At 62.3% G+C, this 12,702-nt stretch carries 10 protein-coding genes; 6 read left to right on the top strand and 4 right to left on the bottom strand.

The genetic code is table 11. From position 1 onward, the window contains the following. Positions 1 to 622: 622 nt before the first annotated feature. Positions 623 to 1,579: a glycosyltransferase family 4 protein gene (locus PHU01S_RS21680; RefSeq protein WP_127509904.1), complete on the top strand. Its 957-nt coding sequence runs from the start codon at positions 623 to 625 to the stop codon at positions 1,577 to 1,579. A gap of 159 nt (positions 1,580 to 1,738) precedes the next feature. Here PHU01S_RS21680 and PHU01S_RS21685 read toward each other — a convergent pair whose 3' ends face one another. Beyond that, complete coding sequence (locus PHU01S_RS21685) at positions 1,739 to 2,281, bottom strand: PadR family transcriptional regulator (protein WP_048746720.1); 543 nt, start codon at positions 2,279 to 2,281, stop codon at positions 1,739 to 1,741. 252 nt (positions 2,282 to 2,533) lie between these two features. Between PHU01S_RS21685 and PHU01S_RS21690 the strand changes: the two genes are divergently transcribed. From PHU01S_RS21690 to PHU01S_RS21710, 5 genes are all read left to right on the top strand, one after another. Next, complete coding sequence (locus tag PHU01S_RS21690; RefSeq protein WP_164763155.1) at positions 2,534 to 3,589, top strand: polysaccharide deacetylase family protein; 1,056 nt, start codon at positions 2,534 to 2,536, stop codon at positions 3,587 to 3,589. Between the two features lie 68 nt (positions 3,590 to 3,657). Then, positions 3,658 to 5,148, top strand: a complete 1,491-nt coding sequence (locus PHU01S_RS21695) for an FG-GAP repeat domain-containing protein (RefSeq protein ID WP_373864554.1) — start codon at positions 3,658 to 3,660, stop codon at positions 5,146 to 5,148. 52 nt (positions 5,149 to 5,200) lie between these two features. Beyond that, complete coding sequence (locus PHU01S_RS21700; protein WP_127509911.1) at positions 5,201 to 6,037, top strand: response regulator transcription factor; 837 nt, start codon at positions 5,201 to 5,203, stop codon at positions 6,035 to 6,037. Beyond that, a complete protein-coding gene (locus tag PHU01S_RS21705) occupies positions 6,034 to 7,455 on the top strand; it encodes a sensor histidine kinase (protein WP_049868235.1) in 1,422 nt (473 codons plus the stop codon). Before PHU01S_RS21700 ends, PHU01S_RS21705 begins: the two co-directional genes overlap by 4 nt. Before the next feature lie 336 nt (positions 7,456 to 7,791). After that, positions 7,792 to 8,613, top strand: coding sequence for an alpha/beta hydrolase (locus PHU01S_RS21710; protein WP_127509914.1), 822 nt, complete (start codon positions 7,792 to 7,794; stop codon positions 8,611 to 8,613). 3 nt (positions 8,614 to 8,616) lie between these two features. Here the strand turns inward: PHU01S_RS21710 and PHU01S_RS21715 are convergent, their stop codons facing one another. Genes PHU01S_RS21715 through PHU01S_RS21725 form a run of 3 tightly spaced genes read right to left on the bottom strand, consistent with a single transcriptional unit; the run spans position 8,617 to position 12,415 of the window. Beyond that, a complete protein-coding gene (locus PHU01S_RS21715; protein WP_127509916.1) occupies positions 8,617 to 9,786 on the bottom strand; it encodes a Ger(x)C family spore germination protein in 1,170 nt (389 codons plus the stop codon). After that, entirely contained in the window at positions 9,783 to 11,297 is a 1,515-nt protein-coding gene (locus tag PHU01S_RS21720; protein WP_127509918.1) for a spore germination protein, read from the bottom strand. Before PHU01S_RS21720 ends, PHU01S_RS21715 begins: the two co-directional genes overlap by 4 nt. Beyond that, positions 11,294 to 12,415, bottom strand: a complete 1,122-nt coding sequence (locus PHU01S_RS21725) for a GerAB/ArcD/ProY family transporter (protein ID WP_164763156.1) — start codon at positions 12,413 to 12,415, stop codon at positions 11,294 to 11,296. Before PHU01S_RS21725 ends, PHU01S_RS21720 begins: the two co-directional genes overlap by 4 nt. Positions 12,416 to 12,702 lie beyond the last annotated feature (287 nt).

Raw genomic sequence — 12,702 nt, forward strand, 5'->3', positions numbered from 1 at the left:
TGCGGCTCCCTCAGCAAAAGCAAGACGCTGCGGAAAAGCAAGGCTGCCGAGGAAAGCAAGGATGCCGCAGAAAAGCAAGCCCGTGAAAGCTCCTCTCTTCCGGACCGTCCGGGAGGGAGGAGCTTTTTTGTGCATGGCTTTGCTTTGCAAGTCCGATCGTCCGTCTGCAAGTCCGGCATAGCGTGTTTGCAAGTCCGTTCGTCCGTCTGCAAGTCCAGCTAGTGCTTTCCAAGTCCGATCGTCCGTCTGCAAGTCCAGCTTAGTGCTTTGCAAGTCCGAAAGTCCGTCTGCAATGCTGCCAGGCTGCCTCCGACATACCCGCGTCCGGCCCGGCAAGCAGAAAGGTTCAGGAAGCGTTCATTTGACGTTCATCGGGCGTTCATGCACGTCGGTTACAGTGGGCAATGAGCCTGTTTGCGGAAAGATTCTCTTTCGTGGCGTCAGCCTCGGCAAGCCCTGCAGCCCCTTCTTGTCCGCTCCAGCCGGGAGCGCCGTTTCCTCTGCCTGTCCCGAAGGTTGTCGAAGCAGGTCCCTTAAGAAGAGCTGCTGGGAGATGTTGTCGTTGACAATGCCATTTTTACCCAGATAAAATCGAATGGACAAACCTGGAAGGGAGTGGGTTATGAATTACGTGATCGCTTTTCTGCTATCGTTCATTATTGTCGTCGCCTTGATTCCGCCGCTGCGCAGAGCCGCCCTGAGAATCGGCTTCGTGGATAAGCCTCGCGCGGACAGCGAGCGCAAAATACATCGGGAGCCGATTCCGCTGACGGCCGGAATTGCCATCTTCGCCGGGTTCACCGCCGTCTACTTGATTTTTGTCCGCGATACATGGACGCAGTCGCTTGCCATTCTCGGGGGAGGGCTGCTCATCCTGCTGATCGGCCTCGTGGACGATGGGTACAAGACGCATGGCAAAGAGTTCCCTGCGCTGCCCAAGATGGCGGTCCAGCTGTCCGCAGCCGTGCTCGTCTACGCTTCGGGCATCGTATTCGCGGGCTTTGAAAATCCGTTCACCGGCTCCTACGTCTCGCTGCCGGAGTGGCTCTCGTTCCTTTTCACGGTTCTCTGGATATTCGGAGTGACCACGGTCATCAACTTCTCGGACGGCATGGACGGCCTCGCCGGCGGACTGTCCGCGATCTCGGCGGGCACGCTGCTCGTCGTCGCGCTCGTCATGAGCCAGCAGGGCTCCGCCATGATGGCCGTCATCACCGTCGGCATCTCGGCCGGCTATCTCGTCTTCAACCGTCCACCGGCCAAGGTGTTCATGGGAGATGCGGGCGCGACCTACCTCGGCTTCATGCTCGGCGTCATCGCGCTTGACGGCGCGTTCAAGCAGGCGACGCTGCTGTCGCTGTTCATCCCGATCCTGTCGCTCGGCGTGCCGATTCTCGACAACCTGCGCGTCGTCATCTCCCGCATCCGCAGCGGTGTGCCGTTCTACAAGGCGGACGCTTCCCAGGCGCATTACCGGCTGCTTGCATCCGGGATGAAGCCGGTCCAGGTCGTGTCCTTTCTTTACCTTCTGAACATCTGCTTCGGACTGTTCTCCATCGTGCTGCTGCTGGCTCAGTGAGGGAGGGCCGAACAGCTGTTGACCCAAATATCCCGGTCCAATTGAAAAGAGCTTCGTTCCATTCGGGAACGAAGCTCCTTTTTTTGATGCCGGCAGGCCCCGAGCAAAGACGCAGTTCCTGCCCCGTGCCGCCGCCGCAGGCAGGGATCTGCGCAGCCATCAATCCTCCAGCGGATCCAGCGGCGCGCCGATATCGCTGAGGCGTCCGGCAGCAGCGTCCGCATGCAGCCGGCGCAGCCAGCGCAGCTCCGTGCGCGCATGCTCGTGCATGCCGGACATCATGTGCAGGACAGCCCGGGGAACATCGGGTATATGCTCCTCATAGACCTCCTCCCAGTGGCGGACGACCTCTTCCTGCTCGCGGATCCGGCTCTCCAGCATGGAGACGAGCTCCTGCGGATCGATGAAGCGGGCGAACCCGAGCGCCCCGAGCATGGGGTGGTAGACCGGTCCGACTTCATTCATCCGGGCCATGAACAGCTCATGGAACAGCATTTTTCCCGTCTCCGTAATGCGATAGACCGTCTTCTCCTGGCCGCGGGGGTTCAGCACCGTGCGGGCCGGCTCGATGTCATGGCTGGCCGCCAGCTGATCGACCGCATAGTAGAGCGAGCCCATCTGGACCTTCGTGTGCTGGTCGATCCGGCGCTCGAGCATGGTCGTATAGATCTCATAGGGATGCCGTTCCTTCTCCAGGAGCATGCCGAGGATGATGAGCCGCAGCGGATTGGAACGGGCGGATGATTTGTTCAGGACCGCTACCCCCTTTACGTAAATGTCTGCATCGAATGGTATGGATATATTGTACCACAGACCGTGTCGAATATCGGGGACGGCTGTCAGGCCGTGTTACCGGATTGTAACTCCTCCCGCAGCTCGATCCCTTACGATAGATTCATCAGACCAAGTAGGGAGTAGTTGCGCGAAATGAAAGATGGATGGAAAAACGACATCATGAAACGACTAACGTCCAGGCATTCGGAAGAAAACCGTGCGGGCGCAGCGTCCAAGGCGCGGCCCGGCGATGAAAGCGCCGCAGGAAGACAATCGCAGAGAGCCCGGATAGGCCGGAGGCTGCTGGTTTTGCCGCTGGCCGCGGCTTTGGCGGCAGCCGGAGGCTGCTCTGCAGGCGAGCTGGCTGATCGCGTATCGGCCGGAGGCTTCCCGGCGGATCGGAATCCGGCCGTCTCGCCGGGGCCGGGGACATCCGCCGTGACGCCTGAGCCGGCTGGAAGCCCGGAGCCTTCAGCGGACATAGTCTCTCCGAGCCCAAGCCCGACCGCAAAACCGGCCGCAAGTTCCAGTCCGAAGCCTCATGTCAGCGCCAAGCCGACACCCGGGACGTCTGTGTCCGGCAGCGTCTACGGCCAAGCGGCATCGATCCCCGGCCTGGCCAAGCCGAATGACGGAAGGCAGCATACGGCGAAGGTCGCGAAGGGAACGCGCGCGGTCGCCCTCACGTTCGACGACGGGCCGGACGGCCGCACGACACCGGCCATTCTCGATATATTGAAGAAAAACGACATTAAGGCGACCTTTTTCGTCGTCGGCACGCAGGTCAAGCAGTATCCCGACGTCGCTGCCCGCATCGTCAAGGAAGGCCATGCCCTAGGCAATCATACCTATCATCATGCCGATCTGGCTAAAACAGGCAGGACAAAGACCCTGCAAGAAATCGCGTATAATGATACACTTATCGAAAGGGCAACCGGGATCATTCCGAGCCTGTTCCGCCCGCCATACGGCTCGACATCGCCGCTGCTGAAGCAGCTGCTGCGGGACAGCGGCCGGAGCATGGAGCTCTGGAACGTCGATACCCGGGATTGGGCCGGCACATCCGTTGCCGCTATGCGAGCCAACGTGAACCGCAACGTGAAGCCCGGAAGCGTCATTCTCATGCATTCTTTCGGCAGCAAGCTGCATACGGCCGAGCTGCTGCCGCTGATCATAAAGGATTTGAAGAACAAAGGCTACGTGTTCGTCACGGTCGACGAGCTGCCTGAAGCCTGATTCCCGCCGCCATGCGGGAATCGCAGGGCGGGCCGAATCGGCATGAAGGAGGAGCAGGCGACTTGACCATGCGCTTAAAATACAATCGGCGGAAGTCGGGCCCTGCCCGCCGTCCGTCCTTGAAACGCCGCACGGCCTGCCTGGCCGCAGCGGCTTGCCTTGTGCTGCTGGCAGGCTGCCGTTATACGGCTGCGCCCGCCGACCTGCTCACAGCGCCGGAGGCGGCCCAGCCGTCCGGCAAGCTGTCGCAGGAAGTCCGTGCTTTGCTGCCTCCGGGAAGCTCGCTCGCTCTGCCGCAGCGGGAGAAGCAGCCGGAAGCGATCCGCACGCTGGATCTCGACGGAGACGGCAAGCCCGAAGCGCTGGTCTCCTATACAGACGGCTACGGAGGCTGCCAGCTCCTGATCGCCAAGGAGGAGCCTTCCGGCTGGAAGAAGTGGGCTACCATCCGTTCAGCGGCCAGCACCAGCCTGGACTGGCTGTCCATCGTCGATCTGGACGGCGACAAGCGGCCCGAGCTCGTGGCGGGCTGGGCGGTCAGCGTGCCCGGCGATTCGACGGCCGGGCAGCAGTATATGCTGCAGGTCTACTCGTTCCTGAATCCCCAATTCGAGGAAGGGGAAAGCGGCCTCGTGCTGAAGCCGCTCGCCGAGCTCGCCTACGAGACGGCCGAGACCGGCGATGTGGACGGCGACGGCATGCCCGAGATCTCCCTCGTGAACCGGAACAAAAAAGGAACCATCCCTACGCTTCGCGTATACCGCTTGGCGGAAGGCCGCTTGACGGAAGCGGCATCCCTGCCGCTGTATCCCGACGTGAATCTGTACGACAGGATTACCGCGGGCAAAGTGTCCAAGGAACGGTACGGCCTCATCGCCGAAGCAAGCGTCGGCGCGCATTCCTCCATGAGCGCCATGTTCATGTGGAACGAAGGAGCTCTGGAGCAGGTGTATCCGCCGTACGGCAATCCCGACCTTGGCTTCAGTCCGAGCGGCGTCATGAACGGAGACATCAACGGAGACGGCATTCTCGAATGGAGCCGCCTCACGGAGGCGGCCGGACAGAAGCAGGACACCCCCTATGCCGACATGCTGTTCTATACGGAGTGGATGCAGTGGAACGGCCTGCTGCCCGGCGAAGAGAAGTACGATGCCAGGGAGCCGTTCGCGCCGGTATCGATCGAGTACAACAGCTATCCGTACGGGCTGTCGCTGCAGATCCCGTCGCGCTGGCGAGGCCAGTTCACGCTGACGCGCCCTGAAGATATCGCCAGCGGGATCGTTACCGTCAATTATTACAACGCCAAGTCGGGCCGCATCGCCCCGCTCTGGACGATCTGCGCCGTTCCGGTCAAGGAATGGGACGGCTGGTCGGCCGGCCTCGGCGCTCCGCGCAAAAAAGTCGTCAACCTCCGCACGGCGGGAGGATTCGTCTACGCCGCCGTGCAGGAGCCCGATCCAGACGGCAAATGGCCCGAGGCGGAGCTGAACCAGTACCGCTCCATGCGGCTGACCGACGAGCAGCTTGCCTCTTCGGTCCGGCTGCTCCCGGAAAATTAGCGGTGATGGAACGAACGGTTCCCATTTCAGGCGGAAAGGAGGAGAGGGAAGCTTGAAAATCTTGCTGGTGGAAGATGAAGAGGCCATCCGCGGCTTCGTCCGCATCAACCTGAAGCGCGGCGGCATGGAGATGCTGGAGGCCGGCAGCGGGGAAGAGGCGCTGGAGCTCGTGCTGAGCCAGGGAGCGGTCGATATCGCGCTGCTCGATGTCATGCTGCCGGGCATGAGCGGCTTCGACGTCTGCGCCTCGCTGCGGGAAGCCTATCCGGCGATGGGCATCATCATGCTGACGGCCAAGGCGCAGGAAGAGGACAAGATCCGCGGCCTCGAGCTCGGCGCGGACGACTACATCCACAAGCCGTTCAGCCCCGGCGAGCTGATGGCGAGAATCCATTCCCTCTCCCGCCGGCTGCGTCTGGCGGCTCCCGCGGCGGGCAGCCCGGCTCCGTCAGCCGGAGCCGCCGCTGCTTCCTTGCGGCCGGCAGGCCAAGCCGCGGTCGACCCGGTTCCCGGCGGCGCTCAGGAAGCGTCCTCTCTTTCCCGGGGGCAGGCGGCTGCTTCCTTCGAGCCCGAAGCGGCCGACATGCTCGCTGCCGGTCCGTTCCGCTTGTCGGAGCGGCTCCACAAGCTGTGGAAGGAAGGACGCGAGATCGTGCTGACGCCGACGGAATGGACGCTCGTCAAGCTGCTCATGGAGAGATGCGGCCAGAGCGTCTCTCGGGACGAGATCCTCAGTGAAGTATGGGGACGATATTACGTCGGGGATCTGAAGGTCGTCGACGTCAACATCCGCCGCATCCGGCAGAAGATCGAGAGCAATCCCTCGGAGCCTGCGATCATCGAGACGGTATGGGGCTACGGCTACCGCTGGAAGCGGGGCGAAGCATGAAAAGCCTCCGAACCCAGATGGTGCTCAGCTATTTCCTGCTCATTTTCCTCGTCGTGCTCGTGCTTGGCGGCATGTTCATGACGCTAATCTGGAACTATTACTACGGCAGCGCCTCCAGCGCGATGAAGCAGCGCGTGGAGTCCTCGATGACGCTGCACGCCCGTTCCATGCAGTGGATGACGCCGAACGAGCGGGCGGATTACATGCTCCAGAACATGACCGAGGGCTACCCCCGCATCCAGATGCTGCAGGCCGACGGACGCATGTTCATGGATTCCGACGGCATCTCCGACAACCGGACGATCCGCACGCCCGATGTCGTGCATGCGGCAGCGGGAGATACGACGGCCTGGTACGGCAAGGACGACGCGACTGGAGAGCGGATCGCCGCCGCCTCCTCGCCGCTCTACCGGGACGGCCGGATCGTGGCGATCATCCGTTATTCCGCCTCGCTGAAGGAAGTCGACGCGATGGTCGCGCGTCTGTTCCAGATGACCGCATTGACGGCAGCCGCCATCGTCGCGCTCTTCCTGCTGCTCAGCGTCCTGATGGCCAACCTGATCGTGCGGCCGCTCCGGGAGCTGACCCGCAGAGCCCGCCGCATGGCGGATGGCGACTGGTCGCTCGGCATCGCCTCAAGCGGCAAGCGCAACGAGATCGGCCAGCTGTCGGACACGCTCCATACGCTGGCTGTCGAGCTCAACAAGCGGGAGAAGCTGAAGAACGACTTCATTTCCTCCGTATCCCACGAGCTCCGGACGCCGCTCACCTCGATCAAGGGCTGGAGCGAGACGCTCGCCGATCCCCATACGGATAGGGAAGAGCTGCGCGAAGGCCTGTCCATCATCTCCCGCGAGACGGAGCGGCTGACGGGGCTGGTCGAGGATCTGCTCGATTTCTCCAAGCTGAGCTCCAAGAGCATGGATCTCCATGAAGAGGAGCTCGATCTCAATCTGCCCGTGCGCGAATGCGTCCAGCAGCTTGCGGTTCGGCAGGAGGAGACCGGCGTGCGCCTGATCAGCCTGCTGGAGCCGCAGCCGCTGTATGTCGCCGGCGATCCGAACCGGCTGCGCCAGGTGATGATCAACCTGATCGACAACGCCTTCAAGTTCACCCCGCATGGCGGAACGATCCGCGTCATCTCCTCCCGCGAGGGGGACGAGGCGGTGCTGCGCGTTGAAGATACCGGCGTCGGCATCGAGCCGGAGGACCTGCCGCATGTGACGGACAAGTTCTACAAGGCGGGCTCATCCCGTTCGGGAAGCGGTCTCGGGCTGGCCATCTGCCAGGAAATCGCCGAGCTGCACGGCGGACGGCTGCTGCTCCGGAGCGAGCCGGGAGCCGGCACCTCCGCCGAGCTGATCCTTCCTCTGCTGCCGACGCGCAGCGTGGAGCGGCAGGAAGCTCATTCCTTGTAGAAGAGCGATTTGCGGTTGACGAACACGAACCCGGCGGCAACGAGCAGCGCTCCGGCCAGGAATACGGTCAGCCAATGGCGTGCGACCCAATCGATAAGCTGTTCCATGCGGATTCTCTCCTGTCTCAAGAGTAGTCTGTCTGTGCCTCCATCTAGCGTTGCACCGGTCGGGCCGTTCCATTCGGAACGGCTTTTTCTATTGTCATTCGGCCGCCGGCCTCCTTCCATTGACAGACGGTCGAGAGAGATGATAAGCTGATTTCAGTTAATACTCACTAATTCGGTCGGAATTATGAGGATGAAATAATCGGACCCCGATAGAGAGGATGAAGCGCAGATGGAAAAACAGCTGACTTTGCGTCATGACGGACTGGAGCTGACAGCTACCTTGCACTACCCTGCCGGAGGAGGAACGGAGCGGGAGGAGCGCAATCCCGCCGTCCTGATCTGCCACGGCTTCGTCGGCAGCCGGATCGGCGTCGACCGGCTGTTCGTCAAGACGGCCCGCCGGCTTGCGGCGCAGGGCTCCTATGTGCTGCGCTTCGACTACGGCGGCTGCGGGGAGAGCGGCGGCAGCTACGGCTCGCTCGGCTTCGATTCCATGGTGGAGCAGACGCGCGCCGCGCTCGATTACATCCTCTCGATGGACTGCGTCGATCCGCAGCGGATCACCCTGCTCGGCCACAGCCTCGGCGGAGCGGTCGCCCTGCATACCGCCGTCAAGGACAAAAGGGTAACGAGGCTGGTCATGTGGTCCTCCGTCGGCTATCCGTTCAACGACATCGTCCGCATTGTCGGCCGGAGCGGCTACGACGAAGCCGTGCTCAAGGGGGCTACGGATTATGCGGGCTACACGCTCGAGCCGGTGTTCTTCGACTCGCTGCAGCAGCATCAGCCGTTCCAGGCGGCGCCCCGCTTCGGCGGCGACGTGCTGCTCGTGCACGGCACGAGCGACGATGTCATTCCGGCCGACTACAGCTTCCTGTACCAGAAGGTTTTCTGGACCCGCGGCGACGGGCTGTGCGACAAGGAGATCATTTTTCAGGCGGACCATACCTACTCGACCCGCGCCCATCAGGAGGAAGCGATCCGGCTGACGGCCGACTGGCTGGAGAAGCTGGAGGGCCGCCGGCAGGAATGGCAGCACTGGAGCATCTGAGCTTCAAAGCGGCTTGTATTTCCCCGATGTCTGCAAATCCACGGCGACCTCCACATCGAAAGAATCCATCTTCAATATGAATTCCTTGCCATCCCGGGTCAGCTGCCTCCAGCTCCCGGGATGTTTGCGGTAGAGGATCTCCTCCAGGCCGAAAGGATCGGCTCCGATCGTCAGCGAGTTCCGGTACGCAGCCTCGATCTGCTGCTTGATCTGCATGGAAGCATGCTTCTCCATCTCCGCCATCGGTACGGGCTTCATCATCGTCTGCTGGATGCCCTTGAGGCGGACGCGGGCGTGGAACCGAGGCCGGCCCTGCGCGTCCAGCTTGAGGGTAATCTTGACCTTGGGGGCTTTCATATGAGCCGTTCCGAGCTCGTTGGAATCCTTTTTTATCAGGAGCAGCTTGTTCTTCGTCTTGGGATTCATCCACGGCCAGCCCTCCAGCTGGTGCTCGGTCAGAACGCCGGCGAATTTCCCTCCGCGGTAGAAGCCGGCGCCGGCGAATTTCATTTTGGGCTTCGGCTTCTCCATCAGCTTCCAGCTCTTCGTGTCCAGAGAGAGCTCCGGCACGTAGGCCGTAAGAGCCGGATGGTTCACTTCCCGCAGGAAGCGAAACAGGTACAGCGGCTCGACCATGGACTGCTGCCTGTAGCTTTCCTCCGGCGTATGCAGCAGCGTCGTCGTATCGGACAGGTTGAAGAAGCCTTTGGCGGTGAATATATTTTCCAGCGGTTCATTCGTGCCGTAGATCCAGATATTGAACCGCACCTCCGGATGGGCTCCAATAATTTCCCGATAATCATAGCGGGTCATATGCGCCTCCGCTTTCCTGGAGAGGAGCAGCGCCGATACATGGGTGAAGCTCATCCGCATCTGGGACGAATCGTACATCTGATTGAACGCCATGTTGATGTCCTTCGCCCTGCCTTTGCCGGTCCAGATCGGGGTCTCGCTCTCTGAGCCCGGCGCGCTCTCCCGCTTGGATTCGTTGCTGAAGTCCAGCATCTGCACATAGACGGTGTAGTCCTTGCTTTCCTCGTCGTAATCGATGCCGACGGCTTTGATGAACATCAGGTTGGCGGACACCTCGCTCTTGAAGCAGCCGGCGGTCAGGACAAGCAGCAGCAGGACCGGCGCGAGGCGGACGGCCGCGATGCGGTTCGAGCGGTTCATTTGAGCGGGTCCTGGACGTCCAGATAGCCCGGCCGTTCGGGCTTGCGCCGGAACGGGACGATGAACAGCCCGTTCAGCAGGTCCTTGGGACGCATCGGGGACAGCGGCGCCAGGAAGGGCACGCCGAACGACTCCAGGCGGGCCAGGTAGACCGCGACGCTGATTACCGCCAGCATGAAGCCGAAGATGCCGAGCATGAAGGAGCAGAAATAGCAGTAGAAGCGAATCAGCGTCACCGCTCCGGAGAGGCTCTGGTTGACCAGCGTGGAGCCTGCGACGAACGTCATGGCGGCGATGACGATCATGACCGGGGAGACGAGGCCGGAGCGGACGGCGGCATCGCCGATGATGAGGCCGCCGACGACGGTCAGCGTCTGCCCGATCGCGCCGGGCAGACGCACGCCGGCTTCGCGGAAGATTTCGATCAGCAGCAGGGCAAGAATCATCTCCTGCTCCACATTGAGCGGAAGGCCGCGTCTGGCGTTCAAGATCGTCGCCAGCAGGCTGAAAGGGATCTGGTCCACATGGAACAGCGCCAGGGCGACGTACAATCCCGGCAGGAAAGCCGAAATGAACAGGCAGAGATACCGCAGCAGCCGGGTGAAGTTGACGTACATATAGTTGGATTGGAGATCCTCGGCCGCCTTCATCAGGAGAAACAGATTGGCAGGGGCGACGATGGCCGTCGGATTGCCCTCCAGCATGATGATTACCCGTCCGTTCATGAGGCATTGTACGGCAAAGTCGGGCCGGCCGGTGTATGTGGTCAGCGGCACGAGCGTCCACGACTTCCCGACGAGCAGATCCTGCAGCTGCCGCGCCGAGGCGACGTCGTCGACCTTCAGCTCCTGCAGCTTGCGGCGGATGCTGTCGACCAGGTCCGGATTGGCGATGGAGCTTTCGTAGAGGAGGGCCACCTTGCTCCGGGAGCGGTCGCCGATCCAGAGATGCTCGCATTTCAGCGCCGGGCAGCGGAGACGGAAGCGGATGAGCGAGGTGTTGACGTCGATCTGCTCGACGAAGCCGTCCTTGGGACCGCGGACCGACACTTCCGTCGCCGCCTCGGAAGGGGTCCGTCCAGGGACGCTGCCCGCAAGCGCGGACCAAGCCCGCCGGGAGACGGGATCGAGGAGAACGGCCTCCGCCTGGAAAAGGACGCTGTTCAGCCGGGTCTGCCAGCTGCTCCCCGGCTTGCCGGGGTCTTCAACATGCTGGAGCGGCCTCCAGCCGTCCGGCATCTCTTCCTGCCCGTCTCCGGCTGCGGCCTGCAGCCGCTGCGGCAAGCCGGCTCTGGCTTGCGGGAGGACGCGGTTCTGCAGCCGGACGTCGGCCATGGAGCTGCAGTAGAGCAGCAGCAGCTGCGGCGGACCGTCATCCGTGCGGGCTTCCGCTTCCGGCGCGGAACAGCCATCGGGATGTGGAAAGCGCAGCACGGCTACATCGTCGTTTCCGGCATACCATTCCTTGAGGCGGGCGTACGTCGGGAACGCTTCTCTCTGTTCCCCGCTCATGATTCGGCCGCCTCCTTTTCCTTGCCGCCTTTGTTGCCGCTGCCCGTCCAGCCGAGAACAGCGGCCAGAAACGAGACGATCAGCACGCCGCCTGCAAGGAAGAAGGGATACTGGACGCAGGTCATGTACCGGATGACCGCCATGTCCGGAATGGGCGCGACAGCGATCGTCAGCACGGAGACGGATACCGCCGCCATGGCCCAGCCTCTGCTTTTGAGGGTGCCGAAGCCCAGGAGCCGGACCATGAGATAGAATTCCAGCGAAATGCGGGCGAAGCCGCTGGAAATCCGCTGCACGATGGCGAACAGATCGATGTGCTCGATCGTTTTTCCCAGCGAGACGACGCGCCAGATTTCCAGCACCGGGTTGCGCAGGCGGATCGCCTCTGCCGGACCGAAAACGGTAATGGCGGAGATGATCGGGATAAGCGACAGCCAGGCCAGGAAGAGCGCGCTGAAGGCGAAGTGATGCCAGCGGAACGTTCCCTTGACCTCCTGCTGCATGCAGATCAGCGTCCAGATCTCCATCATGGAGACGAGCGCCAGGCCGGCTCCGCTGAGCATGGGAGCATATCCGTGCTGCAACACGGGGAACAGCTGGCGGTAATCCTGGTTCGGCCGGTTCAGCATGAGCAGCAGCGCGTCCAGCACGATCGCGATCGGGATCAGGATGACGCTGGTGAGTCCGATGGCGCGCAAGCCGCTCATCGCCGACAGGGCGCAGAGCAGAACCATGGAGCCGGCGATCAGAATGAGGGGCATGTCGGCCATGTAGCTGCGCACGGCGATATGGCCGGTTTCCCACATCGTCGTGGAAGCCTGCAGGAACAGCGCCAGAACGGCCAGAAGCCGGAAGGCCCAGGAGAGAAAGGAGCCCAGCGTCTGCTGCAGCCAGGCTTCCAGAGAGCGCCCGTCGAGGCGCTTCACGACGTACCAGGCGCCTGTCGCCCAGAGGAGCCCGACGGGAACCGCGGTGAGCACGGACAGCCAGGCATCGTTCTGCGCCAGGCTGAGGATATAGGGAGGAGCGATGATGTTGGCGACGGCTCCGCTGCTGAGCAGGGCGAGAGAGAGGCTTGTCCAGATGCCGATGGTTCGAATATGCGAGCCGGTATTCATGAGTCTCACCCGCTTTCCTGTCCGAATTGGCATCCCTTCCGGGATGGGGATCATGATCGCAATTGGTAGTATGATCCACCTCTTCCTTCCCTATCCGCAGGCGGTCCGGGGAGACAAGCGGCGGCAAGTATGCTTAAATGGACATAACTGCCAACTACCGATGATGGAGGGGAACGATCTGGACATGGATTTGAATGTGCGGAGGGCGGGCATCCGGCCCCGCCACGGGCGCGTCAAGGCGGCGGCAGCGCTGCTGCTGGCCGCCGGCCTGCTGCTGGGCGGATGCG

The sequence above is a fragment of the Paenibacillus humicus NBRC 102415 genome (genome assembly GCF_004000905.1).
Classification (GTDB): domain Bacteria; phylum Bacillota; class Bacilli; order Paenibacillales; family Paenibacillaceae; genus Paenibacillus_O; species Paenibacillus_O humicus.